Origin of the sequence: Salipiger bermudensis, assembly GCF_020171625.1 — a bacterium.
In the GTDB taxonomy this organism is placed as follows: Bacteria; Pseudomonadota; Alphaproteobacteria; order Rhodobacterales; family Rhodobacteraceae; genus Salipiger; species Salipiger bermudensis_B.
Genome location: NZ_JAIUZY010000005.1, coordinates 294,120 through 319,176 on the forward strand (window position 1 = coordinate 294,120; position 25,057 = coordinate 319,176).

General features: G+C 66.5%; 18 protein-coding genes. 9 read left to right on the forward strand and 9 right to left on the reverse strand.

What is annotated here, in order from left to right; all coding sequences use genetic code 11:
• Positions 1-57 precede the first annotated feature (57 nt).
• The 5 genes from rnr (at position 58) to infB (ending at position 8,051) form a co-directional block, all read left to right on the forward strand.
• Positions 58-2,370: a ribonuclease R gene (rnr, locus tag LCM15_RS10840; protein WP_224856254.1), complete on the forward strand. Its 2,313-nt coding sequence runs from the start codon at positions 58-60 to the stop codon at positions 2,368-2,370.
• 266 nt (positions 2,371-2,636) lie between these two features.
• On the forward strand, positions 2,637-3,224 hold the full coding sequence (gene rimP, locus LCM15_RS10845) for a ribosome maturation factor RimP (RefSeq protein WP_224856256.1): 588 nt from the start codon (positions 2,637-2,639) through the stop codon (positions 3,222-3,224).
• 7 nt (positions 3,225-3,231) lie between these two features.
• Positions 3,232-4,860 (forward strand): transcription termination factor NusA, encoded by a 1,629-nt coding sequence (gene nusA / locus LCM15_RS10850; RefSeq protein ID WP_224856258.1) that lies wholly within the window; start codon positions 3,232-3,234, stop codon positions 4,858-4,860.
• Between the two features lie 4 nt (positions 4,861-4,864).
• A complete protein-coding gene (locus LCM15_RS10855; protein WP_224856260.1) occupies positions 4,865-5,518 on the forward strand; it encodes an RNA-binding protein in 654 nt (217 codons plus the stop codon).
• Between the two features lie 7 nt (positions 5,519-5,525).
• Complete coding sequence (gene infB, locus LCM15_RS10860) at positions 5,526-8,051, forward strand: translation initiation factor IF-2 (RefSeq protein ID WP_224856262.1); 2,526 nt, start codon at positions 5,526-5,528, stop codon at positions 8,049-8,051.
• Between the two features lie 178 nt (positions 8,052-8,229).
• Here infB and LCM15_RS22760 read toward each other — a convergent pair whose 3' ends face one another.
• The 4 genes from LCM15_RS22760 to LCM15_RS10875 form a co-directional block, all read right to left on the reverse strand.
• The gene (locus tag LCM15_RS22760; RefSeq protein WP_007795323.1) at positions 8,230-8,358 is read right to left on the reverse strand and encodes a hypothetical protein; all 129 of its coding nucleotides are present in this window, start codon (positions 8,356-8,358) and stop codon (positions 8,230-8,232) included.
• A 161-nt stretch (positions 8,359-8,519) separates the two neighbouring features.
• Positions 8,520-8,921: an 8-oxo-dGTP diphosphatase MutT gene (mutT, locus tag LCM15_RS10865; protein WP_224856264.1), complete on the reverse strand. Its 402-nt coding sequence runs from the start codon at positions 8,919-8,921 to the stop codon at positions 8,520-8,522.
• Positions 8,922-9,010: 89 nt separating this feature from the next.
• Positions 9,011-10,240, reverse strand: coding sequence for a bifunctional glutamate N-acetyltransferase/amino-acid acetyltransferase ArgJ (argJ, locus tag LCM15_RS10870; RefSeq protein WP_224856267.1), 1,230 nt, complete (start codon positions 10,238-10,240; stop codon positions 9,011-9,013).
• Positions 10,241-11,149: a peptidylprolyl isomerase gene (locus LCM15_RS10875; RefSeq protein WP_224856269.1), complete on the reverse strand. Its 909-nt coding sequence runs from the start codon at positions 11,147-11,149 to the stop codon at positions 10,241-10,243. It lies immediately after the preceding gene.
• 190 nt (positions 11,150-11,339) lie between these two features.
• Here LCM15_RS10875 and secA point away from each other — a divergent pair, with 190 nt between their 5' ends.
• The 3 genes from secA to LCM15_RS10890 all read left to right on the forward strand — a co-directional run bounded on the left by secA (position 11,340) and on the right by LCM15_RS10890 (position 16,787).
• The gene (gene secA / locus LCM15_RS10880; RefSeq protein WP_224856270.1) at positions 11,340-14,087 is read left to right on the forward strand and encodes a preprotein translocase subunit SecA; all 2,748 of its coding nucleotides are present in this window, start codon (positions 11,340-11,342) and stop codon (positions 14,085-14,087) included.
• A 136-nt stretch (positions 14,088-14,223) separates the two neighbouring features.
• Positions 14,224-15,213: a translocase gene (locus LCM15_RS10885; RefSeq protein ID WP_224856271.1), complete on the forward strand. Its 990-nt coding sequence runs from the start codon at positions 14,224-14,226 to the stop codon at positions 15,211-15,213.
• A 20-nt stretch (positions 15,214-15,233) separates the two neighbouring features.
• Positions 15,234-16,787: a substrate-binding domain-containing protein gene (locus tag LCM15_RS10890; protein ID WP_224856272.1), complete on the forward strand. Its 1,554-nt coding sequence runs from the start codon at positions 15,234-15,236 to the stop codon at positions 16,785-16,787.
• A 54-nt stretch (positions 16,788-16,841) separates the two neighbouring features.
• Here the strand turns inward: LCM15_RS10890 and radC are convergent, their stop codons facing one another.
• The 4 genes from radC to dnaK all read right to left on the reverse strand — a co-directional run bounded on the left by radC (position 16,842) and on the right by dnaK (position 21,639).
• Complete coding sequence (gene radC, locus LCM15_RS10895; protein ID WP_224856273.1) at positions 16,842-17,597, reverse strand: RadC family protein; 756 nt, start codon at positions 17,595-17,597, stop codon at positions 16,842-16,844.
• Between the two features lie 78 nt (positions 17,598-17,675).
• Positions 17,676-18,320, reverse strand: a complete 645-nt coding sequence (locus tag LCM15_RS10900; protein WP_224856274.1) for a DedA family protein — start codon at positions 18,318-18,320, stop codon at positions 17,676-17,678.
• A gap of 152 nt (positions 18,321-18,472) precedes the next feature.
• A complete protein-coding gene (gene dnaJ, locus LCM15_RS10905; protein ID WP_224856275.1) occupies positions 18,473-19,630 on the reverse strand; it encodes a molecular chaperone DnaJ in 1,158 nt (385 codons plus the stop codon).
• 80 nt (positions 19,631-19,710) lie between these two features.
• The gene (gene dnaK, locus LCM15_RS10910) at positions 19,711-21,639 is read right to left on the reverse strand and encodes a molecular chaperone DnaK (RefSeq protein ID WP_224856276.1); all 1,929 of its coding nucleotides are present in this window, start codon (positions 21,637-21,639) and stop codon (positions 19,711-19,713) included.
• A gap of 219 nt (positions 21,640-21,858) precedes the next feature.
• On the opposite strand from dnaK, the gene LCM15_RS10915 reads away from it, so the two are divergent.
• Positions 21,859-22,464: an alpha-ketoglutarate-dependent dioxygenase AlkB family protein gene (locus LCM15_RS10915; RefSeq protein ID WP_224856277.1), complete on the forward strand. Its 606-nt coding sequence runs from the start codon at positions 21,859-21,861 to the stop codon at positions 22,462-22,464.
• Positions 22,465-22,829: 365 nt separating this feature from the next.
• Here the strand turns inward: LCM15_RS10915 and LCM15_RS10920 are convergent, their stop codons facing one another.
• Positions 22,830-24,989 (reverse strand): esterase-like activity of phytase family protein, encoded by a 2,160-nt coding sequence (locus LCM15_RS10920; RefSeq protein WP_224856279.1) that lies wholly within the window; start codon positions 24,987-24,989, stop codon positions 22,830-22,832.
• Positions 24,990-25,057: the final 68 nt, after the last annotated feature.

A 25,057-nucleotide genomic window follows, 5' to 3' on the forward strand; every position in this document is an offset into this window, starting at 1 on the left:
GAGAAATCCGCCAGAATCGCCATGACGAGCCCCCCGCGCCGTGCTAGCTCAGGGCCCATGAGCAAACTGCCGACCAAAGCGGATATCCTCGACTGGATTGCCGCGAACCCGACCCTCACCTCCAAGCGCGACATTGCCAAGGCTTTCGGCATCAAGGGCGCGGCGCGGATCGACCTCAAGCGCCTGCTTAAGGAGCTCGAGCAAGAGGGCCATCTGGAAAAGCGCAAGAAGACCTATCGCGACCCGGACCGCCTACCGCCCGTCACGGTGCTGCAGATGAAGGCCGCCGACGAGAATGGCGACCAGTTCGCGCAGCCCCTCGAATGGCATGGCGAAGGGGTCGAGCCGACCGTGCTCTTCGTGCCGCGCGCGACCGATCCGGCGCTAGGGGAGGGGGAGCGCATCCTCGCGCGGCTTCAGGTCGTGCAGGAGGCCGATCACAATTACGAGGCGCGGCTGATCCGTCGCATCGGGGCCAGCCCGCTCAAGGTTGTGGGCATCTTCCGCAAGGGCGCCGAGGGCGGGCGCATCCTGCCGATCGACAAGGGTTCGGACAAGGAATGGACGGTGGCGCCCGACGCCACCCACGGGGCGCAGGACGGCGAGCTGGTCGAGGCCGAGCAGGCCGGGCCGCGCGCCACCCGCATGGGCCTGCCGCGGGCGCGCATCGTGATGCGCCTCGGGGATCCCACGGCGCCGAGGGCGGTGTCGCTTATCGCCATCCACCAGCACGGCATCCCCGACGATTTCCCCGAGAAGGTACTGGCCGAGGCCGACGCGATGAAGCCCGCCGGGCTCAAGGGCCGCACGGATCTGCGCGAGCTGCCGCTGGTCACCATCGACCCGCATGACGCGCGCGACCACGACGATGCCTGCTTCGCCGAACCCGACGACAATCCCAAGAACGAAGGCGGCCACGTGATCTGGGTCGCCATCGCCGACGTGGCGCATTACGTGCGCCCCGGCTCGGAGCTGGATCGCGAGGCCAAGAAGCGCGGCAATTCGAGCTATTTCCCCGACCGCGTCGTGCCGATGCTGCCCGACCGGCTGTCGGGCGATCTGTGCTCGCTGCACGAGGGCGTGCCGCGCGCCTGCCTCGCGGTGCGGATGGTGATCGATGCCGAGGGCAACAAGACATCGCACAAGTTCGTGCGCGGCCTGATGCGCTCGCCCGCCTCGTTGAACTACCAGGAGGTGCAGGCGGCGATCGACGGCGCGCCCAACGACAAGACCGGCCCGCTGCTCGAGCCGGTGCTCCAGCCGCTCTACGCCGCATATGCGGCGCTGCGCGAGGCCCGCGCCCGGCGCGAGCCGCTGGATCTCGACCTGCCCGAGCGCAAGGTGGTGCTGAGCGACGAGGGCAAGGTCACCTCGGTGAACTTCGTCGAGCGGCTCGATGCGCACAAGCTGATCGAGGAGTTCATGATCCTCGCCAACGTCTGCGCCGCCGAGACCCTGATCGCCAAGCGCACGCCGCTGCTGTTCCGCGTCCACGAGGAGCCGCCTGCGGACAAGCTCGAGAGCCTGCGCGAGACCGCTGACGCGGCGGGGCTGACGCTGGCCAAGGGGCAGGTGCTGAAGACCGCGCATCTCAACAAGCTGCTGCACGACGCCGCCGGCAAGGAAGAGGCCGAGCTGATCAACATCGCCACCCTGCGCAGCATGACGCAGGCCTATTACAGCCCGAAGAATTTCGGCCATTTCGGCCTCGCGCTGCAGAACTACGCGCATTTCACCTCGCCGATCCGGCGCTATTCCGACCTGATCGTGCATCGCGGCCTGATCAAGGCGCATGGCTGGGGCGATGACGGGCTGAGCGAACACGAGATCGAGACGCTCGAGACCACCGCGCAGCACATCTCGGATACCGAGCGGCGCTCGATGATGGCCGAGCGCGACACCAACGACCGCTACCTCGCGGCGTTCCTCTCGGACCGGATCGGGGCGGAGTTCGGTGGTCGGATCAGCGGCATCGCCAAGTTCGGCATCTTCGTGAAGCTCGACGAGACCGGCGCCGACGGGCTGGTGCCGATGCGCAATATCGGCAACGAGTATTTCCACTTCGACCGCGAGACCGGGACACTGATGGGGGCCGACACCGGCACCATCATCACGCTCGGCCAGCGGGTCCGGGTGAAGCTCGTCGAGGCGGCGCCGGTCACCGGCGGCATCGCGCTGGATCTCCTTGAGCTCGAGAATGCCGAGATGCCGCGGGGCCGTGGCGCCGGCCGGCCCGGACGGGGCCGCGGGCGTGGCCCCGGTGGCGGCGGACGCCCGGGCGGGCCGCCGCGCCGCAAGGAGGCGAAGGCCAAGCGCAAGGACGCCAAGGTCAAGCGCAAGGTCACGCGGCGGCGCAACACCAAGAGCTGAAGCCGGCCCGTCCGTGCCTCCCGGCAGTGCCGGGATGCGCGGGGCGGGCCTGCGGGCAGGGCGCCCTGCGGCGGTGGGCAACCGTTGTCGCGGGCGCCGGGTGCGCCGGCTTGTTTCGGCCTCGAACACCGTCGCCTCTTGCGGAATCGAATCGTGGAGCGTATATGCCCTTTTAACAGCGGCGCGTCGGGTCTCTCCCGAGGTTCCACCGGGAAAGATCGACGGGCCGCGCGCCCGTTTTTTTATGCTCAATCGGACCCGGACTCATGACCGACCTGATCGCCAAATCCGCCATCGACCGGCGCCTCGCCGAGATCGTCACCCCGGTCATCGAAGACCTCGGGTTCGAACTCGTGCGCCTGCGCCTGATGAGCGGCAAGACCGCAACGCTGCAGATCATGGCCGAACGCCCCGAGGGCGGCATCGAGGTCGATGAATGCGCCGACATCTCGACCGCCGTTTCGGCAGTGCTCGACGTCGAGGACCCGATTATCGATGCCTATGCGCTCGAGGTCTCGAGCCCCGGCATCGACCGCCCGCTGACCCGGCTCAAGGATTTCGACACCTACGAGGGCTACGAGGCCAAGATCGAGACTCAGGAGATGATCGACGGCCGCAAGCGCTGGCGCGGTATTCTCGCCGGGGTCGAGGGCAGCGAAGTTCTCTTCAACATCGAGGGCGAGGGCGGCGAAGAGCAGACCATCGGCCTGCAATTCGACTGGCTCAGCGACGCCAAGCTGATCCTCACCGACGACCTGATCCGCGACATGCTGCGTGCCCGCAAGGCGCAGGAAGTGGACGAAGACCAATTCGACGAAATCCAGGCCGACGACGCGGCCGCTCAGGAGGAGTAAGAAGAAAATGGCAATCACCTCTGCCAACCAGCTTGAGCTTCTGCAAACGGCCGAGGCCGTCGCCCGCGAGAAGATGATCGACCCCGCCCTCGTGATCGAGGCGATGGAAGAGAGCCTCGCGCGCGCCGCCAAGTCGCGCTACGGCTCCGAGATGGACATCCGCGTGAAGATCGACCGCAAGACCGGTCGTGCCACCTTCACCCGCGTGCGCACCGTCGTCGAGGACGAAGAGCTCGAGAACTACCAGGCGGAACTCACCGTCAAGCAGGCCAAGCAGTACATGGCCGACCCGCAGGTGGGCGACCAGTATGTCGAGGAAGTGCCCCCGGTTGACATGGGCCGGATCGCGGCGCAGTCGGCCAAGCAGGTGATCCTGCAGAAGGTCCGCGAAGCCGAGCGTGATCGCCAGTACGACGAGTTCAAAGACCGCAACGGCACCATCATCAACGGCACAGTCAAGCGCGAGGAATACGGCAACGTCATCGTCGACATCGGCCGTGGCGAGGGCATCCTGCGCCGCAACGAGAAGATCGGCCGTGAAGCCTATCGCCCGGGCGACCGCATCCGCTGCTACATCAAGGACGTGCGCCGCGAGGCCCGCGGCCCGCAGATCTTCCTCAGCCGCACAGCGCCGGAATTCATGGCCGAGCTGTTCAAGATGGAAGTGCCGGAAATCTACGACGGCATCATCGAGATCAAGGCCGTGGCCCGGGATCCGGGCTCGCGCGCCAAGATTGGCGTGATCTCCTATGACGGCTCCATCGACCCCGTGGGCGCCTGCGTCGGTATGCGCGGCAGCCGCGTTCAGGCCGTGGTGAACGAGCTTCAGGGCGAGAAGATCGACATCATCCCGTGGAACGAGGACATGCCGACCTTCCTCGTCAACGCGCTGCAGCCGGCCGAAGTGTCGAAGGTGGTGCTTGACGAAGATGCCGAGCGCATCGAGGTCGTGGTGCCCGACGAGCAGCTCTCGCTGGCCATCGGCCGCCGCGGCCAGAACGTGCGTCTGGCCTCGCAGCTCACCGGTCTCGATATCGACATCATGACCGAGGAAGAAGAGTCGGCGCGCCGTCAGAAGGAATTCGAAGAGCGCACCAAGCTGTTCATGGACACGCTGGATCTCGACGAGTTCTTCGCCCAGCTTCTGGTGGCCGAAGGCTTCACCAACCTCGAAGAGGTCGCCTATGTCGAGCTCGACGAGCTGCTGGTGATCGACGGTGTCGACGACGACACCGCGCAGGAGCTGCAGACCCGTGCCCGCGAATTCCTCGAAGAGCAGGCCCGCAAGGCGCTCGAGCACGCGCGTGAGCTGGGTGCCGAGGACAGCCTTATTGAATTCGACGGCCTGACACCCCAAATGGTAGAGGCACTGGCGGAAGACGGCGTGAAGACGCTGGAAGACTTCGCCACCTGCGCCGACTGGGAACTGGCCGGCGGCTGGACCACGGTGAATGGCGAGCGCGTCAAGGATGACGGTCTGCTCGAGAAGTTCGATGTCGATCTCGCCGAGGCGCAGAACCTCATCATGACCGCACGCGTGCTGCTTGGCTGGGTCGATCCCGAAGAGCTGGTGGGCGAGGCCGAAGACGAGGTCGAGGGCGAAGGCGACGAGTCCGAGACCGAGGAAGAGGTCTGATCCGATGAGCAGGGGCGGCCAGGACAAGGACCGGGCCGATGGCCCGGAGCGGCGCTGCATCGCCACAGGCGAGACGCAGCCCGCCAGCGGTCTGATCCGCTTCGTGATCGGGCCGGACAATCAGGTCGTGCCCGATCTCGCAGGCAAGCTGCCCGGGCGCGGCATCTGGGTGACGTCTGACAAGGCGGCCCTCGAGAAAGCCGCGAGCAAGGGCCTTTTCGCCCGCGCCGCACGGGCACCGGTGACGGTGCCCGACGACCTGCCCACCCTGGTCGAGCAGATGCTCGCCCGCCGGGTGGTCGAGCTGCTGAGCCTCGCCCGCAAGTCCGGGCGCGCGGTGTCGGGCTACGAAAAGGTCAAGGGTATGCTTGGCAAGGAAGAAGCCGATGTGCTGCTTCAGGCCGAGGACGGATCGGCCAGGGGCAAGACCAAGCTGTCCACCCCGCAATGGGGATCCTATATCGGCTGGCTCACGGCGGACGAGCTGGGGCTGGCCTTCGGACGGGAAAAGGTGATACACGCGGCGCTTGGCGCTGGTGGACTCACGAAACGTGTTGTAGAGGAAGCCCAACGACTGAAGGGGCTGCGCGTCGGAAGGGCCGACGCGGCGACGGCAGCAGGGGCTGCCGGGGGCGGCAGGGGCCGCCGGAAAGGATAAGAGCTGAATGAGCGATAACGACGGCAAGAAGACTTTGGGTGTTCGTGGCGGGGGTCCCCGTTCGGGATCCGTGAAGCAGAGCTTCAGCCACGGACGGACCAAGAACGTCGTGGTGGAGACCAAGCGCAAGCGCGTGGTTGTGCCCAAGCCCGGCGCCGGTGGCGCCAAGGGCTCCGGCGGCGTGCCGGGCGGGTCGGGTGGCAAGCGCCCGGCCGGGATCTCCGACGCGGAGATGGAACGTCGCCTGAAGGCGCTGAAGGCCGCCAAGGCCCGCGAAGCCGACGAACAGGCGGAACGCGAGGCCGTGGAAAAGGCCCGCGCCGAAGAGCGCGAGCGTATGCGCGCCGAGAAGGAACAGAAAGAGCGCGAGCAGCGCGAGGCCGAAGAGCGCGCCAAGGCGAAAGCCGAGGAAGAAGAGCGCAAGGCCCGCGAAGCCGCGGAAGCGGCCAAGAAGGCCGAAGCCGCAGCGTCGGCCCCGGCGGCCGATCCGGCCGGTGGTGCGGCCCGTGGCGGCGCCAAGCCGGCGGCAGGCGCCCCGGCAGGTGGCCCCGCAGGCCAGGCGCAGCAGCGCAAGGCCGACCGCGAGCGTGAAGAGCGCGGTCGTGGCGGTCGTGGTCGCGGTGGCGATGCCGGCAACCGTCGGTCCGGCAAGCTGACCCTGAACCAGGCGCTTGGCGGCGAAGGCGGCCGGCAGAAATCCATGGCCGCGATGAAGCGCAAGCAAGAGCGTGCGCGTCAGAAGGCGATGGGTGGCAGCCAGCAGCGCGAGAAGGTCGTGCGCGACGTGCAGCTTCCCGAGGCGATCACTGTGGCCGAGCTGGCCAACCGGATGGCTGAGCGTGTGGCAGACGTGGTCAAGTCGCTGATGCAGAGTGGCATCATGGCGACCCAGAACCAGTCGATCGACGCCGACACCGCCGAACTGATCATCGAGGAATTCGGCCACCGCGTGACCCGCGTGTCCGCAGCCGACGTCGAGGACGTGATCAAGACCGTCGAGGACAAGCCGGAAGATCTCCTGCCGCGTCCGCCGGTCATCACGATCATGGGTCACGTCGACCACGGCAAGACCTCGCTGCTCGACAAGATCCGCGAAGCCAACGTCACTTCCGGCGAGGCCGGCGGCATCACCCAGCATATCGGCGCCTACCAGGTGACGACCAAGGGTGGCGACGTGCTGACCTTCCTCGACACGCCCGGCCACGCGGCGTTCACCTCGATGCGCTCGCGTGGTGCTCAGGTGACCGACATCGTGGTGCTCGTGGTGGCGGCGGATGACGCGGTGATGCCGCAGACCGTCGAAGCCATCAGCCACGCGAAGGCGGCCGGCGTTCCGATGATCGTCGCGATCAACAAGGTCGATAAGCCCGAGGCGAACCCGACCAAGGTGCGCACCGACCTGCTGCAGCACGAGGTGATCGTGGAGCAGATGTCCGGCGACGTGCAGGATGTCGAAGTGTCGGCCTATACCGGGCAGGGGCTCGACGAACTGCTCGAAGCCATCGCGCTGCAGGCCGAGGTTCTCGAACTGAACGCCAACCCGAACCGGGCCGCCGAAGGCGCCGTGATCGAAGCCCAGCTCGACGTGGGCCGTGGCCCGGTCGCGACGGTTCTGGTGCAGAACGGCACCCTGAAGCAGGGCGACATCTTCGTCGTGGGCGAGCAGTACGGCAAGGTCCGTGCGCTGATCAACGACAAGGGCGAGCGCGTCAGCGAAGCCGGTCCGTCGGTGCCCGTCGAGGTGCTTGGTCTCAACGGCACGCCCGAGGCCGGTGACGTTCTCAACGTGACCGCCACCGAGGCACAGGCCCGCGAGATCGCCGAGTACCGCGAACACGCCGCCAAGGAGAAGCGCGCCGCCGCCGGTGCCGCGACCACCCTTGAGCAGCTGATGATGAAGGCGAAGGACGACGAGAACGTCTCTGAGCTACCCATCGTGGTGAAGGCCGACGTGCAGGGGTCTGCCGAGGCCATCGTTCAGGCGCTCGAGAAGGTCGGCAACGACGAGGTCCGCGTGCGGGTCATCCACTACGGTGTGGGTGCCATCACCGAGACCGACATCGGCCTTGCCGAAGCGTCGGGTTGCCCGGTCATCGGCTTCAACGTCCGTGCCAACGCACCGGCCCGCAACAGCGCCAACCAGAAGGGCGTGGAGATCCGCTACTACTCGGTGATCTACGACCTCGTGGACGACGTGAAGGCGGCGGCCTCCGGCCTGCTGTCGAACGAGATCCGCGAGAACTTCATAGGCTACGCCGAGATCCGGGAGGTCTTCAAGGTCTCCAACGTCGGCAAGGTCGCCGGCTGTCTCGTCACCGAGGGCGTTGCCCGCCGCTCCGCAGGTGTCCGCCTGCTGCGCGACAACGTGGTGATCCACGAAGGCACGCTGAAGACGCTCAAGCGCTTCAAGGACGAGGTCTCCGAGGTCCAGTCGGGCCAGGAATGCGGTATGGCCTTCGAAAACTACGACGACGTTCGCCCGAAGGATGTCATCGAGATCTTCGAGCGCGAGGAGATCGAGCGCTCGCTCTGATCGCTGCCGCATCGACGAAAAACAGGAACACCCGGAGGGAAACCTCCGGGTGTTTTCATTTTCGTGAAACTGTCGTTCCTGCGGGCGTTGAATTGACGCTCGGCATTCCACCAGAAATGGAAAAGCCCGGAGCAGGCGCTCCGGGCTTTTCGCGAGAAATCAGAACTTGTCGTTCGGTTCAGGCGGCAACCGGGTTGCCGGTAAAGACCTGATTTCCGACGCGAACGGCAATGCGACCGTCAGGGAGACTCTTTTCGAGAATGCCCTGAACCGAGACGCAGCTGCCAAGGATGATGGTACGCAGCATTTCTAGGTTCCCCGATACGGATATTACAGAAATATGAATACCGGCGAATCCTTAATCGAACCAGAAGAAATTTTGACATTTGCGCCTAATGACCTAGCGTCAGAGGCTTTTGAGACGCTTTTTCGTCGCCGCAGTGCAGAAATTTCTGGACTTTTCGTGCCTCAGAGCCAGTCGCGCAGGATCGGGATCAGGGGCACGTCGGCCGGGGGCATCGGGTAGGATTTCAGGTCGCGGGCGTGCACCCACTTCAGCGCCTGTCCCTCCTTCGACTGCGGCGTGCCCTGCCATTTGCGGCAGGCGAAGAGCGGCATCAGCAGGTGAAAGCTCTCGTAGGCATGGGAGGCGAAGGTCAGCGGCGCGAGGCAGCTTTCCCACGTGTCGATGCCAAGCTCTTCCTGCAATTCGCGGATCAGCGCCACCTCGGGGCTTTCGCCGGGCTCAACCTTACCGCCGGGAAACTCCCAGAGCCCCGCCATCGATTTGCCCTCGGGGCGCTGCGCCAGAAGGATGCGGCCGTCGGTGTCGATGAGCGCGACGGCGGAAACGAGGATGATCTTCGACATAAGGGGCCTCCCGGCCCCGGGGTCAGGCCGGCGAGGGGCGCTGCCCCTCGCGCTCCCCGAGGTATTTCAGAACCAGAGAAAAGGTGGTGTCAGGACCGGTAATCGGCGTTGATCGAGATATAGCCGTGGGTCAGGTCGCAGGTCCAGACGGTGGCCTTGCCGGCCCCGAGGCCGAGGTCGACGTTCACCGCGATCTCTGGCTGTTTCATCAGTGCCGCGCCGTCTTCTTCCTTGTAGGACGGGGCGACCCAGCCGTTCTCGGCAACCAGAACGTCGCCGAAGCGGATGGTGAGCCTGTCGCGGTCGGCGGCGGCGCCGGACTTGCCCACCGCCATGACGATGCGGCCCCAGTTCGGATCCTCGCCGGCGATGGCGGTCTTGACCAGCGGCGAGTTGGCGATGGCGAGCGCATGGGTTCGGGCGTCGGCGTCGGTCTTCGCGCCGGTGACGTTCACGGTGACGAACTTGGTCGCCCCCTCGCCATCGCGGACCACCTGGTGCGCGAGATCGAAGAACACGCCCTCGAGCGCCTGGGCGAAATCGCTGTCAGCCTGCGTGACCTCGACGTTGGAGGCGCCGGTGGCGCCCATCAGCAGCGTGTCCGAGGTCGAGGTGTCGCTGTCGACGGTGATGCAGTTGAAGCTGCGGTCGTTGATCTCGGAGACCATGCTCTGCAGGTCGCCGCGCGACACCTTGGCGTCGGTAAAGATGTAGACCAGCATCGTCGCCATGTCGGGGGCGATCATCCCCGAGCCCTTGGCGAAGCCGGCGATCTTCACCTCGCCGTCGGGCAGCGCCACGGTGGCGCAGGCGCCCTTGGGGAAGGTGTCGGTGGTCATGATGGCGCGCGCCGCCTCGGCGCCCTTGCCGGGCGCCAGCGCCGTGACCAGCTCATCGACCTTGGCGGTGATGCGGTCATGCGGCAGGCGCTCGCCGATCACGCCGGTGGAGCTGGTGAAGACCCTCGCCTCGGGCAGGCCGGTGGCCTTGGCCACGGCGGCGCAGATCGCCGCCACCGACTCGTCGCCGGCCTTGCCGGTAAACGCGTTGGAGTTGCCCGAGTTGACGATGATCGCCGCGCCCTCGTCGCTGTCGCCGCCGATCTTCGACTGGCAGTCGAGCACGTTGGCCGAGCGGGTGGCGGAGCGGGTGAAGACCCCGGCAACGGTGCTGCCGGGATCGAGCAGGGTCAGCATCACGTCGGTTCGCCCGGCATATCGGACCCCCGCGGAGACCGAAGCGAAGCGGACCCCGTCGATCACCGGAAGCTCCGGGAAGGCGGCAGGGGCGAGGGGCGAAACGGACGTGATCTTGGCCAATTAGTCCTCCAGGAGCTGCATGTTCGAAAGCGCCGAGACGTCGGCCTCGGACTTGTCCATGCGGGTGACTTCCGCCGATGCGAGGGTTTCGTCAATATATTTCTCGACCGCCTGCTGCTGCAGCGACATCTCGATCTCGCCGCGCACTTCGTCCAGCGTCGGGGCTTCCTTGGCGCGGGTCTCGTTGAGCTTGATCACGTGCCAGCCGAACTGGGTCTGCACCGGCTCGGAGACCGCGCCGTCCTCGAGCGCCTCGACGGCCTCCTGGAACGGCTCGACCATCATGCCGGCCGAGAACCAGCCAAGCTCGCCACCGTTGGGGCCGGAGGGGCCGGTGGACTTCTCGCGCGCGAGCTCAGCGAAATCGGCGCCGCCGTTCAGCTCTTCGACCAGCGCCTGCGCTTCTTCCTCGGTCTCCACGAGAATGTGCGAGGCGTTGAACTCCTTGCCCATGTCTTCGCCGGTGTAGTCGGCCTCGTAGGCCTCCTGGACCGCCTCGTCGGTGACGGCGTCCTCGGCCACCGCCTTGACGACCTCTCCGGCCAGCAGGGCGCGGCGCTCGTTGTCGATCGACAGCGTCACGCGCTTGGTCTCGACGGCGTTCTCGTCCTGTGCGAGGGCGGCCTGACGCACCAGCTGGTCGAGGATGCCATCCCAGAGCGCCTCATCGCCAAGCTGTTGATATTGCTCGGGCAGCGTGGCCCGGACCATCAGCATGTGGCCGAGGGTGATGTCTTCGCCGTTGACCGTGGCCACGACGGTGTCGAGATCCATGGACTGGGTCTGACCCTGGGCCTGATCCGCGGTCTGGTCCTGAGACTGGTCTTGGGCCTGATCCTGGGCCTGCGCCGGCATCGCCATGGTGAAGGCCAGGGCGGCGGCGGAGAGCGTGGTGAGTGTTTTGCGCATCGAATAAGGTCCTTTCGGGTCCTTCGTGGTCTGCCCGCGAGGGCAACGTTGACACTTTCTGGGGCGCGCCTTACATGCCCATAAGGCTCTGCAAGGCCGACCGTTCCCCTGTGTCATATGGGCTGTGTTCGAGGCGGGCAAGCGGATGCCACGACGAAAACACGACTTTGTCAGACAGGAACGGGCAGGTATGCTGGGTATCGGAACTCTCGCGCGGAAGGTGTTTGGAACGCCGAATGACCGCAAGATCAAGGCGACACGCCCGCTGGTCGCAAAGATCAACGCGCTGGAGCCGGAGTTCGAAGCGCTCGACGACGCCGGCCTGATCGCCAAGACCGAGGAATTCAAGAAGCGCATCGCCGATGGCGAGGCGCTCGACGCGTTGCTGCCGGAGGCCTTCGCCAACTGCCGCGAGGGCGCCAAGCGGGCGCTCGGCCTGCGCGCCTTCGACACGCAGCTGATGGGCGGCATCTTCCTGCACCAGGGCAACATCTCGGAGATGAAGACCGGTGAGGGCAAGACGCTGGTCGCCACCTTCCCGGCCTATCTCAACGCGCTGACCGGCAAGGGCGTGCACATCGTCACGGTCAACGATTACCTCGCCCGCCGCGATGCCGAGTGGATGAGCAAGGTCTACGGCGCGCTCGGCCTGACCACCGGCGTGGTCTACCCGCAGCAGCCCGAGGGCGAGAAGAAGACCGCCTACGCCGCCGACGTGACCTATGCCACGAACAACGAGCTGGGCTTCGACTACCTGCGCGACAACATGAAGTCCGAGCTGGGCCAGATGATGCAGCGCGGGCATTACTTCGCCGTGGTCGACGAGGTCGACAGCATCCTGATCGACGAGGCGCGCACGCCGTTGATCATCTCGGGCCCGAGCCAGGACCGCTCGGATCTCTACATGGCGATCGACCGGCTGATCCCGCAGCTTTCGGACGACGCCTTCAAGATCGACGAGAAGACCCGCAACGTCAGCTTCACCGAAGAGGGCAACGAGGCGCTGGAAGAGATCCTGCACCAGCGCGGCGTGCTGCCCGAGGGGCAGACGCTCTACGACCCGGAAAGCACCACCGTGGTGCACCACGTCAACCAGGGCCTGCGGGCGCACAAGCTCTACACCCGCGACAAGGATTACATCGTCCGCGACGGGCAGGTGGTGCTGATCGACGAGTTCACCGGCCGCATGATGACCGGGCGGCGCCTGTCCGACGGCCTGCATCAGGCCATCGAGGCGAAGGAAGGCTGCGACATTCAGCCCGAGAACGTGACCCTCGCGCAGGTGACCTTCCAGAACTATTTCCGCCTCTACGAACGGCTCTCGGGCATGACCGGCACCGCCGCCACCGAGGCCGAGGAATTCATGGAGATCTACGGGCTTGGCGTGGTCGAGGTCCCGACCAACCGCCCGATCGCCCGGATCGACGAGGACGACAAGGTCTACCGCACCGGGACCGAGAAGTACGCGGCCATCGCCGAGGAGATCAAGGCGGCGCACGAGAAGGGCCAGCCGGTCCTCGTGGGCACCACCTCGATCGAGAAGTCCGAGATGCTGTCGCAGCTTCTGACCGGGGCCGGGCTGACGCACAACGTGCTGAACGCGCGCCAGCACGAGCAGGAGGCGCAGATCGTCGCCGATGCCGGCAAGCTCGGCGCCATCACCATCGCCACCAACATGGCTGGCCGCGGCACCGACATCAAACTTGGCGGCAACGTCGATTTCAAGGTGATGGAGGCGCTCGAGGCCGATCCCGAGGGAGATCCCGAGGAGATCCGGCAGCGGATCGAGGATACGCACGCCGCCGACGAAGAGGCGGTGAAGCAGGCCGGCGGGCTCTACGTGCTCGCCACCGAGCGCCACGAAAGCCGGCGCATCGACAACCAGCTGCGCGGCCGGTCGGGCCGTCAGGGCGACCCGGGCCGCAGCTCGTTCTACCTCTCGCTCGAGGATGACCTGATGCGCATCTTCGGGTCCGAGCGGCTCGACAAGATGCTCTCCAAGCTGGGCATGAAGGAAGGCGAGGCGATCATCCACCCGTGGGTGAACAAGTCGCTCGAGCGCGCCCAGGCCAAGGTTGAGGGCCGCAACTTCGACATCCGCAAGCAGCTGCTCAAGTTCGACGACGTGATGAACGACCAGCGCAAGGTGATCTTCGCCCAGCGTCTCGAGATCATGGAGGCGGCGGACGTCTCCGAGGTCACCGAGGACATGCGCCACGAGGTCATCGACGAGCTGGTCGACACCTACGTGCCGCCCAGAACCTACGCCGATCAGTGGGACACCAAGGGCCTCTACGCCGCCGCGCTCGAGAAGCTTGGCATCGACGTGCCGGTGATGGCCTGGGGCGAGGAGGAAGGGGTCGACGCCGACACCATCCGCGAGCGTCTCGAAGCGGCCTCCGACACGTACATGGCCGAGAAGGCCGAGGCCTTCGGCCCTGAGACCATGCGCCAAATCGAAAAGCAGGTGCTGCTTCAGACCATCGACACCAAGTGGCGCGAGCATCTTCTGACGCTCGAGCACCTGCGCTCGGTGGTGGGCTTCCGGGGCTATGCACAGCGCGATCCGCTCAACGAGTACAAGACCGAGGCGTTCCAGCTCTTCGAGACGATGCTCGAGTCGCTGCGCGAGCAGGTCACCGAGCAGCTCAGCCGCGTGCGCCCGATGAACGAGGAAGAGCAGCGCAAGATGATGCAGCAGCTCGCCCAGCAGCAGGCCGAGCTGCGCCGTCAGGCCGAGGCCGCCACTGCCGGTCACGAGCCCGCCGCCGCGGCGCCGCCCCCGGGCGAGGCCGGTGCCCCCGAGGCGCCGGATGCGCCGCTGGTCGAGGGTTTCGACGAAACCGATCCGACCACCTGGGGCAACCCGTCGCGCAACGACCTCTGCCCCTGCGGATCGGGCAAGAAGTTCAAGCACTGCCACGGTCGGCTGGCCTGACCACACCATCTCCGTCAGGTCCGGCAAACCCGTGCCGGACCTGACGAATTGACTCCTTCCTTACGCCCAACCGGCGCCTTATTTCAGCGCGATTGGTTTACCGTTGGTAAACGGTGGAACACGAGCGGAGGGTGCAATGGCACGGCTCAACAGCACATATCTCCTTGCGGCAGCGACCGCCGGCGCCGCGCTGGCGATCGTCTTCTTCACGCAGGGCGAGGAGATCACCGTGTCGGCGGAACGTGCGCCCGAGCGCCGGGTCGTGGTCAGCGACATCACCGACACCTCCTCCGCCGTGCCGCTGCGAGTGCCGCCTGACGCCCTCAACCGCGTCGGCGGGATCGACCCGATCAACACCGCCGCCACCGCACCCGGTGCGGACTTCGCGGCGAACATCGTGACCGCGCGGTCCGAGGCGCAGCCGGAGCGGCGCGCTGCCGCGCCGGACTGCCATGTGCAGTTCAGCGCCGAGCCCCGCGCCGGGGCCATGGTGGCGCTGTCGCTGAAGGCACCGTGCTACGGCTCCGAGCAGGTCACCATCCATCATCAGGGCCTCATGTTCACCGAGATCACCGGCCCGGAGGGGCAGTTGTCGGTCGACGTGCCGGCGCTGGCGCAGAAGGCGATCTTCATCGCGGCCTTCGACAATGACGACGGCGCCACCGCCGTGGCCGAGGTGCCGGCCCTGCCGTTCTACGACCGGGTCGCCCTGCAATGGCGCGGCGACAGCGGCCTGCAACTGCACGCCCGCGAGTTCGGCGCCGACTATTTCTCGGAAGGCCACGTCTGGGCCGGCGCAACCGGGGACATGGGCCGTACCGCCAAAGGGGTGGGCGGCTTCCTGACGCGGCTCGGAAACCCCGATACGCCGACCCCGCGGATCGCCGAGATCTACAGCTTCCCCGCCGGCGCCGCCCGAAAGACCGGAGAGGTCGCCATCACCGTCGAGGCCGAGCTGAGCGATGGCAACTGCGGCAAACCCGTCGAGGCCCAGACCCTCGAGCTGCGCGGCGAGGACGGGCTGCGGGTGCATGACCTCGACCTCGATCTGCCAGCCTGCGACAGTGTCGGCGACTTTCTGGTGTTGAAAAACCTCATCGAAAACCTGAAGATCGCCGGCAACTGAAGGGCGATCGGGAACATCTCATGAGACTGCTTCGTGCGGCGATCTTCGCCGCACTTTTCATTGCCGGCGCGCCCCTCTGGGCCCAGGACATCGCGCTGCGCTCGCGCGATGGCGGGATCGAGCTGAGCGGCACGCTGCTTGGGTTCGACGGAGAGTTCTACCGCATCGAGACCCGCTACGGCGAGCTGACCGTCGACGCCTCGGGTGTGCTCTGCGACGGCCCGGGCTGCCCGTCTCTTACCGATTTCGTCGCCGAGATGCGGGTCTCGGGCTCGGCCACCATCGGCGACGTGCTGATGCCCGCCCTGATCGAGGGCTTTGCCCTGCGCAACGGCCTGACCGCCGAGCGCGAGCCGCTCGGAGAGGGGCGGTTCCGCTACCTCCTCAGCGATCCGGACGAGGCGCGCGTGGTCGGACGGTTCCAATTCCACCTGACCAGCACCGATGGCGGGTTCGCCGACCTGCTCGCCGACGAGGCCGATATGGTCATGGCGCTGCGCGAGATCCGGCCCGAAGAGCGCAGCGCCGCGCAGGAGGCCGGGCTGGGCGACCTGTCGGAGGTCAATCGCAGCCGGGTGCTGGCGCTCGACGCGATGATCCCGGTGGTGGCGCAGACCAACCCGGTCGACGCGATTTCGCTGGCGGTGCTGGCCGAGGTGCTCTCGGGCCAGGCCGACAACTGGCGCGCGCTCGGCGGTCCGGATGCGCCAGTGGTCCTGCACCTGCGCAATGCCAGCTCGGGGCTGTCGCAGGGCATCGAGGACCGGCTGCTGCGGCCCTCGGGGCTGGTGCTCGGGGGCGAGATCAAGCGCCACGGCGGCAATGCCGCGCTGTCCGAGGCGGTTTCCCGCGATCCGCTGGGCATCGGACTGGCAAGCTATTCCGAGATCGGCAACACCAAGCCGCTGCGCCTCACCGGCAGTTGCGGGTTCGAGCTGCGCGGACAACGCGCGGCGATCAAGACCGAGGACTACCCGCTCACGGCGCCGATGTTTCTCTACCTGCCCGCGCGGCGTCTGCCCGCGCTGGCGCGGGAGTTCCTCGCCTACACCCGCAGCGCCGCGGCGCAGATCGTGATCCGCCGCGCCGGGTTCGTGGACCAGATGCCCGAGGAGATCGCGCTGGCGCAACAGGGCGACCGGCTTGCCAACGCCATCGTCGTAGCCGAGGGCGATCAGGGTCTGGCGGGGCTGCAGCGTCTGGTCGCGACGCTCGCGCCGATGCGGCGGCTGACCACCTCGTTCCGGTTCGAGGAGGGCGAAACCGCGCTCGATGCGCAGTCGCGCTCGAACGTGCAGCAACTGGCGCGGGCGCTCGAGGCGGGCGAGTATGACGGGCGCGAACTGGTCTTCGTGGGCTTTTCCGACGCGCAGGGGGAGGCCGAGGCCAATCTCGAGATCGCCTATGATCGGGCCGAGGCGGTGCGCGCGGCGGTGCTGAACGCGGCCGAGGCGGCGGATCTCCGGCGCCTCGAGCTTGGGGTGGAGGCCTTTGGCGAGGCCATGCCCATGGCCTGCGACGACACGGTCTGGGGCCGGCAGGTGAACCGGCGCGTCGAGGTCTGGCTGCGCTGACCTCGGGCGCGGGGCGGTGGCGTTGCCTGGCCCTCGAGCGTGTGTCTCGAGACATCAAAGCAGCCCCTCGGCGCGAAAGCTGAGCTCACGCGACCGGCCGATCACGAGGTGATCGTACAGGGTGATCCCGAGCGCCTCGGCGGCGATGCGGATCTGCTCGGTCATCTCGATATCGGCACCGCTCGGGGTCGGGTTGCCGGAGGGATGGTTGTGCACGAGGATCAGCGCCGAGGCGTTGAGTTCGAGCGCGCGTTTCACCACCTCGCGGGGATAGACCGGCACGTGATCCACCGTGCCCCGTGCCTGCGCCTCGTCGGCGATCAGCACGTTCTTGCGGTCGAGAAACAGGATGCGGAACTGCTCCGTCTCGCGGTGCGCCATCGTGGTCTGACAGTAAGTGAGCAAGGCATTCCAAGAGCTGACCACCGGGCGTTGCAACACCCGTGAGCGCGCCAGCCTGTGCGCCGCCGCCTCGACGAGCTTAAGCTCGGTGATCACGGACTCCCCCACACCCGCGACAGCTCCCAGACGGTGTTCCGGGGCGGAAACCACGGCGTTGAAATCGCCGAAGGTCTCGAGCAGGACGCGCACCAACGGCTTCACATCGCGCCGCGGAATGGCGCGGAATAGCAGCAGTTCGAGCATCTCGTAATCCGGCAGGGCATCGGCGCCGCCCTCTCGGAACCTTTGACGCAGGCGCGCGCGGTGGTCGCTCAGGTAGGAGGGCGCGGGTGCGTCGGGCGGCACCAGCGTTTCGTCCCCGCCGAACAGCGAGGCCTGACCATCGGCGAATTGCGAACCCTTTGCCATGGCCGTCAGGGTGACGGATTTCAGGTTACAGAAAGGTTAAAGCTGGAGCGGTTCCGCCGGACAGGGGGAGGGACACGCTTATTCGCGGCTCTCGCTGCCTTCGCTGTCCTCGTGGCCCTCGCGGCGCACCCGGCGGCCATAGGTCGCTACGCGCCAGAGGTAGGTGCCGACCAGCGCCACCACCACGAGGGTCGACAGCGGGTTGAGCCATTCGCTGACCGCCTCGTAGCTGCCCTCGAGCAAGTACCCGGCGAGCGTGAGAAGCGACGTCCAGATCACGGTGCCGAGCGCGCTCAGGCCGAGGAACCAGCCGCGCGGCATCCGCCGGACACCTGCCGGAACTGAGATGAAGGTGCGCACGGTCGGAATGACGCGCCCGAACAGCACCGCGCTGCCGCCGTGACGGTCGAACCAGCCGTTGGCGCGGTCGAACTCTTCGGGCGACACCGCGAGCCAGCGGCCATGGCGCTGCGACAGATGGCGCAGCCGTTTCAGCCCGATGCGGCGCCCGATCCAGTACCAGAGATAGGCGCCTGCCAGCGATCCGGCGCTGCCGGCGAGGATCACCACCGGAAGCGACATGGTGTTGCGCGCGGCGTTGAACCCGGCCAGCGGCATGATGAGCTCTGACGGGATCGGGGGAAAGACGTTCTCGAGAAACATCAGCAGCGCGACGCCGAAGGCGCCCATGCTGTCGATGAGGTTGGTGATCCAGTCAAACATCGGTTTCGGCTCGCAAAAATGAACAGGGCCCGGGGAGTGAACCCGGGCCCTGTGAGGATTGTTCCGCTCTGTTGTACTCGCGTGGCGCGAACTGCGAGCGCCGATGCGCGCCGGCTCTCCGCATCGAAGCGGTGGCCGGCTCCGACCGGCGATCAGCCCTTCATCGAATCCCAGAAGTTGCGCACCGACGAGAAGAAGCTGTGCGACTCGGGATTGTTGTCCTCGCTCAGCTCCTCGAACTCGCGCAGAAGCTCTTTCTGGCGCGATGTCAGGTTCACCGGCGTCTCGACCGCGAGCTCGATGAACATGTCGCCGGCGGTGCCGCCACGCAGGGCGGGCATCCCCTTGCCGCGCAGGCGCATCTGCCGGCCCGACTGGCTGCCGGCGGGGATCTTCACCCGGCTGCGGCCGCCGTCGATCGTCGGCACCTCGATGTCACCACCCAGCGCCGCCGTCGCCATCGACACCGGAACCCGGCAATGCAGCTCGTTGCCCTCGCGTTCAAAGATCTCGTGCTTCCTCACATCGATGAAGATGTAGAGGTCGCCCGGAGGTCCGCCGCGCATCCCGGCCTCGCCCTCACCGGCAAGCCGGATGCGGGTGCCGGTCTCGACCCCGGCGGGGATGTTGACCGACAGCGCGCGTTCACGCTGCACACGGCCCTGACCGCCGCACTTGGAGCAGGGGTTCTTGATGATCTGGCCAAGGCCCGAGCAGGTCGGACAAGTGCGCTCCACGGTGAAGAAGCCCTGGGTCGCGCGCACCTTGCCCATGCCAGAACAGGTCGGACAGGTCACCGGTTCGGCGCCGCCTTCTGCGCCCGAGCCGTTGCACTCGTCGCACTGCACCGAGCTGGGCACGTTGATGGTCTTTTGCAGGCCGTTATAGGCCTCCTCGAGCGTCACGCGCAGATTGTAGCGCAGGTCGGCCCCGCGTGCGGCGCGCTGCCGTCCGCCGCCGCCTTGGCGTCCGCCCATGAAATCGCCGAAGAGATCGTCGAACACGTCGGAGAACGCGCTGGCGAAATCGCCCTGGCCCTGGAAGCCGCCGCCGGGACGGCCACCGCCGCCACCGCCCATGCCACCTTCGAAGGCCGCGTGGCCGAAGCGGTCATAGGCTGCTTTCTTCTCCGGGTCCTTCAGGACGTCGTAGGCCTCGTTGGCCTCCTTGAAGAGGTTCTCGGCATCGGGGTTGTCGGCGTTCCGGTCGGGATGGAGCTCCTTGGCCTTCTTGCGATAGCCCTTCTTGATCTCGTCCGCGGAGGCACCTTTGCTGACACCGAGCACGTCGTAATAGTCACGCTTGGACATTCATGCCCTCCTGTATCCCGGAACGGAGAGGGGCCGGCCCGGCATCCGGACCGGCCCCCGCTCTGTTCCTATGCGCGGCCTCAGCTGCGCTTGTCGTTGCCAAGGTCCTCGAAATCGGCATCGACGATATCGTCGTCACCGGCGTTCGAGTTGCTGTCGTCGGCGGACTGGGGCTCTTCCGCGCCGTCACCGGCATCGGCCTGAGCCTTGTAGATCGCCTCGCCCAGCTTCATGGCGGACTCGGTGACGTTCTGGATGCCGGCCTTGATCTTGTCGGCCTTCACGTCGTCCTTCTCGAGGTCTTCCTTCAGCGCGGACACGGCCAGCTCGATCGCTTCGATGGTCGTCGGATCGACCTTGTCGCTGTGCTCTTCCATCGACTTCTCGGTCGAGTGGATGAGGCTCTCGGCCTGGTTGCGCGCCTCGACGAGCTCGCGACGCTCCTTGTCCTTCTCGGAGTTCTCTTCGGCTTCCTGGACCATCTTTTCGATGTCCTCGTCCGAGAGACCGCCCGAGGCCTGGATGGTGATCTTCTGCTCTTTGTTCGTGCCCTTGTCCTTGGCGGACACGGAGACGATGCCGTTGGCGTCGATGTCGAAGGTCACCTCGATCTGCGGCAGGCCGCGCGGTGCCGGCGGGATCTGCTCGAGATTGAACTGGCCGAGCATCTTGTTGTCGGCAGCCATCTCGCGCTCACCCTGGAAGACGCGGATCGTCACGGCCGACTGGTTGTCTTCGGCGGTGGAGAAGATCTGCGACTTCTTGGTCGGGATCGTGGTGTTGCGGTCGATCAGGCGGGTGAACACGCCACCCAGCGTCTCGATGCCCAGCGACAGCGGGGTCACGTCGAGCAGGACCACGTCCTTCACGTCACCCTGCAGAACACCGGCCTGAATGGCGGCGCCCATGGCGACAACCTCGTCCGGGTTCACACCCTTGTGCGGCTCCTTGCCGAAGAACTTGGTCACCTCTTCGATGACCTTCGGCATGCGGGTCTGACCACCGACCAGAACGATCTCGTCGATCTCGTCCTTCGACAAGCCTGCGTCCTTGAGGGCCGCCTGACAGGGCTTGATCGAGTTCTTGATCAGGTCGCCCACGAGGCTTTCCAGCTTGGCGCGGGTCAGTTTCATGACCATGTGCAGCGGCTGGCCGCCCGAACCCATCGAGATGAACGGCTGGTTGATCTCGGTCTGGGTCGCGCTCGACAGCTCGATCTTGGCCTTTTCAGCGGCTTCCTTGAGACGCTGCAGGGCCATCTTGTCCTTGGTCAGGTCGACCTGGTGCTCTTTCTTGAACTCGTCCGCCAGGTAGTTGACGATCCGCATGTCGAAGTCTTCACCGCCGAGGAACGTGTCGCCGTTGGTGGACTTCACCTCGAACAGGCCATCGTCAATCTCGAGGATGGTGACGTCAAAGGTGCCGCCGCCAAGGTCATACACGGCGATGGTCTTGGTCTCTTTCTTGTCGAGACCATAGGCCAGCGCGGCCGCGGTCGGCTCGTTGATGATGCGCAGGACTTCGAGACCGGCGATCTTGCCGGCGTCCTTGGTGGCCTGACGCTGGGCGTCGTTGAAATAGGCCGGCACGGTGATGACCGCCTGGGTCACCTCTTCGCCGAGATAGCTCTCGGCGGTTTCCTTCATCTTGCCGAGGATGAAGGCGGAAATCTGCGAAGGCGAATACTTTTCGCCCTTGGCTTCAACCCATGCGTCGCCATTGCCGCCGTCGACGATCTTGTAGGGCACGATGCCCTGATCCTTGGTCACCTCGGCGTCGGTGGTGCGACGGCCGATCAGACGCTTGACGGCAAAGATGGTGGCTTCGGGGTTGGTGACGGCCTGGCGCTTTGCGGGCTGGCCGACGAGGCGTTCATCGTCGGCAAATGCGACGATGGAGGGGGTGGTGCGGGTGCCTTCGGCGTTTTCGATCACGCGCGCCTGGCTGCCATCCATGATGGCGACGCAGGAGTTCGTGGTGCCGAGGTCGATACCGATAACTTTACCCATACTTCGATCCCTTTCCAATTCAAGGCGATGACACGAGGCGTCGGACCCGATTACGGCATCCAGCCCCGCTGGTTAGCGATGCCGTTTGGCCGGGGCCTCGCGGCTTCGGACGGTATATAAGGAGGGGGTTTCAGCGCTGCAAGCGCCCTGCCACCGCTGAATCCGCCGAATCCGGGGATTTTCTTTGCGACGCGCCGTGCTTTGCGAAAGAAAGTGGCCATGGCACATCATATCGAACAGCGCGGCTTCCGGATCTACCCCGACTATCTTGACCGCCCGGCGCAGGAGGCACTGATAGAGCGTTTGCGCGCCTGTCTGCGCGTCGCGCCGCTTTACCAGCCGGTGACCCCGCGCGGGCAGAAGATGTCGGTGCGGATGTCGGCGGCGGGACAATTCGGCTGGGTCACCGACCGGCGCGGCTACCGCTACGAGCCGCGCCACCCCGAGGGCATGGACTGGCCGCCGATCCCCGAGGAGGTGCTGGCGATCTGGCGCGACGTGTCGGGCTGCGCCCGCGCGCCCGAATGCTGCCTGATCAACTGGTACGGCGAGGGCGCCCGCATGGGGCTGCATCAGGACAAGGACGAGGCGGATTTCGCCTGCCCGGTGGTGTCGGTCTCGCTTGGCGATGACGGGCTGTTCCGCATGGGGAACACCGAGCGCGGCGGCAAGACCGAGTCGGTCTGGCTGGGCTCGGGCGCGGTGGTGGTGATGGGCGGCGAGGCCCGGCTGCGCCACCACGGCGTCGACCGCATCCGCTTCGGCTCGTCGACGCTGCTGCCGCAGGGCGGGCGCATCAACCTGACGCTGCGGGTGGTGACCTGAGGGCAGGCGCTTCGGGACTTATCCTTTGCTTGCTGGGAGCGGTGCTCGCCTCATGATCCGGCGTCCACACCCGAACTCACGACAGCGCAAGGCGCTCGTCCCGCGCGAGCGGAATGCGAGGGTCGCGTGCCCGGCGATCCAACCCCTCGGGGACCACCCCGGCTCCGCTCTCCCGGAAACCGCGGCCCCCTGTTTCTGTCCGGCGGATCGGTCGGCCGGTTGGCTGGCTTCGTGCCCTCGCCCTGCAAGCGTGCGTGCAGATCTCAGGGAATGACCCGTGGGTCAGCGCACAGTCCCCCTGAGAAACGGAGAAGGGCGGACCAGATGGCCCGCCCCTGAACGCGTCGCGATGGTTCAGTCGGCGCTCACTCGAGGTCGAAGGACCAGAAGAAGGTCTCGCCCGAGCTGTCGTCGACGCCGTCATTGTCGGTCGAGACATAGACGGTGCCGTCCTCGGTGATCGCGAGGCCCTCGACCTTGTCGACCACGTAGCCGCCCCAGCCCTTCAGGTCGGGGATCAGGTCGCGCACCTCTTCCTTGCCGACCACAGGCAGCTCGCCGCCAAGTGCCGCAGGCTGCATCTCGGAGAGGGCAATGCGGTAGATCTTCTTGGTCACGGCATTGGCGCCGATCTGGTTGTCACGCTCCACGACATAGACGTGATCGCCATGCGCGGTGATCTCGGACAGGCCGACCCAGCCGGTCTCGGGCGTGGCCTTGGGATAGAGCACGGCGCCCCATTCCCCGGTTTCGGGCGTGTAGGACACCAGCTTGACGTGATCCTCCGGATCGTCGCCCCACTCGCGCTGCACCGCCATCCACAGCGTGCCGTCGATCATGGTGACGCCCTCGAAGCCGAAACGCGTCTCGACCGCCAGCAGCTCGGCGGGCAGGGAGACCTCTTCCTCGATCTCGCCCTCGGCCGTCACGTGGTAGAGCGCGTGCGGCACCAGCCGGTCGGTGCGGCCCTCGGAGGCCAGCCAGAAACCGCCCTCGCCATCGGTGGTGATGCCCTCGAGGTCGAGCTTCTGCGCGTTGCGACCGGCGCGGGTGACGTCGGTCGCCGCGACGATGCGGGCCGGGCTCTGCGACGGGTCGATGGTGAAGATGCGCGGCTGGTAGCCGTAGAAGCTGTCGTTGACGGCGTAGATCATGCCGTCATCGCCGGCGACCATGCCCGAGATCGCACCCCAGCCGATCAGCTCGTCGGCGCCCTCTGAGGTCAGCGTCGGGTACTGCGCTTCGCCTTCGGCATATTCGTAGATCATCACATGCGCGCGCACGCCGCCGTCCTCGACGAGGTCTTCCTCGTTGGCGGTGACGAAGAGGTTGCGCTGCGGGATCGCCACGGCGCCCTCGGGGGCGATGCCCGAGGGCAGCAGTTGCGTCAGCACCGGCGCGGCGGGATCGGTCATATCATAGACGCCGACCATCGAGGCGCGCTCGGCCAGCAGGAAGAGGAACGGCGTGTCGCCGAAGCTGGCGAACTCCATGCCCTCGGGCTCTACGCCCTTGGCGTCCGACCGCTTGTCCGGGTAGTGTCCGGCCCGGATCACCGCCTGCTCGAAGTCGGTGCCGCTCTCGAAGACCTCGGTGCCGTCCTTGTGGAACACGGTGAAGCCGCGCGAGCCGCCATCCATGTCGCCCTCGTTGGCGATGGCGAAGTGCTCGTCGTCGATCCACTGCACGCCATCGGGCTCGCGCACGCGGCCCTCCTGGTTCTCGGTAAAGAGCAGCGCGCCACGCTCGTCGGTGGCGTCGATGCCGGTCAGGTCGACCGAACCGGCGGAGAAGTGCGACAGCACCTCGCCTGACTTGTCGAGCACCACGATGTGGTTGTTTTCCTGCAGCGTCACGACGATCTCGCCGGCGCCGTTCACGTCGACGAACTCGGGTTCGGGGTCTTCCGGCGCGATCTCGGCAAGGCCGGTCACGTCGGCCTTCACGAGGCTGTCGCAGTCGGCCACGCCATCGACCACGTCGAGGATCGCCACGTAGCCCGCGGGCATCTGCGGCACGCGGCCGTCGCCCAGATCTTCGTCACGCTCGTTCTCGATGGCGACGGTGACGAAGCTGCCGTCCTTGGCCATGGCGGTGGAATCCGGCTGGCCGCCGAGGTCGCATTCGCCCAGAAGCTCGCCCGAGGTCGCGTCGATCATCACCAGCTTGCCCGACGGGTCGGTGTAACTTTCGGAGGTGTTGACGCCGGCGAAGATGGTGGTGCCGTGCACGTAGACCGAGGTCGGCTCGCCATCGACCGACACGTTGCCGAGCGGCTTGGGATTGGCCGGGTCGGTGATGTCGATGCGGCCGATCACGCCCAGCGGGCTGTCGGTATAGACCAGCGTGTTGCCGTCCTCGGTGGCGTAGATGATCTCGGCCGAGGTCACACGGTCGCGGTCTTCGCCCTCGGCCATGTTGTCCGGCGTCGCGAACGAGGCGATGCGGTTGAAGCTCATCTCGGCGGCGGCGGCGGATGCCGTCAGCGCGATCGCCGAGGTGAGGCAGAGCGTGCGGAAATGCATGGAAGGTCCCCTGTCTTGTTCCGCAGCGAGCCCTAGCGCCCGAGCGGTAACGTCCCTGTGACAGGCAG

Coding starts and splice junctions, on each gene's coding strand:
- rnr (WP_224856254.1), top strand. CDS start 58: ATGAGCAAACTGCCGACCAAAGCGGATATCCTCGACTGGATTGCCGCG.
- rimP (WP_224856256.1), top strand. CDS start 2,637: ATGACCGACCTGATCGCCAAATCCGCCATCGACCGGCGCCTCGCCGAG.
- nusA (WP_224856258.1), top strand. CDS start 3,232: ATGGCAATCACCTCTGCCAACCAGCTTGAGCTTCTGCAAACGGCCGAG.
- LCM15_RS10855 (WP_224856260.1), top strand. CDS start 4,865: ATGAGCAGGGGCGGCCAGGACAAGGACCGGGCCGATGGCCCGGAGCGG.
- infB (WP_224856262.1), top strand. CDS start 5,526: ATGAGCGATAACGACGGCAAGAAGACTTTGGGTGTTCGTGGCGGGGGT.
- LCM15_RS22760 (WP_007795323.1), bottom strand. CDS start 8,358: ATGCTGCGTACCATCATCCTTGGCAGCTGCGTCTCGGTTCAGGGCATT.
- mutT (WP_224856264.1), bottom strand. CDS start 8,921: ATGTCGAAGATCATCCTCGTTTCCGCCGTCGCGCTCATCGACACCGAC.
- LCM15_RS10875 (WP_224856269.1), bottom strand. CDS start 11,149: ATGCGCAAAACACTCACCACGCTCTCCGCCGCCGCCCTGGCCTTCACC.
- secA (WP_224856270.1), top strand. CDS start 11,340: ATGCTGGGTATCGGAACTCTCGCGCGGAAGGTGTTTGGAACGCCGAAT.
- LCM15_RS10885 (WP_224856271.1), top strand. CDS start 14,224: ATGGCACGGCTCAACAGCACATATCTCCTTGCGGCAGCGACCGCCGGC.
- LCM15_RS10890 (WP_224856272.1), top strand. CDS start 15,234: ATGAGACTGCTTCGTGCGGCGATCTTCGCCGCACTTTTCATTGCCGGC.
- radC (WP_224856273.1), bottom strand. CDS start 17,597: ATGGCAAAGGGTTCGCAATTCGCCGATGGTCAGGCCTCGCTGTTCGGC.
- LCM15_RS10900 (WP_224856274.1), bottom strand. CDS start 18,320: ATGTTTGACTGGATCACCAACCTCATCGACAGCATGGGCGCCTTCGGC.
- dnaJ (WP_224856275.1), bottom strand. CDS start 19,630: ATGTCCAAGCGTGACTATTACGACGTGCTCGGTGTCAGCAAAGGTGCC.
- dnaK (WP_224856276.1), bottom strand. CDS start 21,639: ATGGGTAAAGTTATCGGTATCGACCTCGGCACCACGAACTCCTGCGTC.
- LCM15_RS10915 (WP_224856277.1), top strand. CDS start 21,859: ATGGCACATCATATCGAACAGCGCGGCTTCCGGATCTACCCCGACTAT.
- LCM15_RS10920 (WP_224856279.1), bottom strand. CDS start 24,989: ATGCATTTCCGCACGCTCTGCCTCACCTCGGCGATCGCGCTGACGGCA.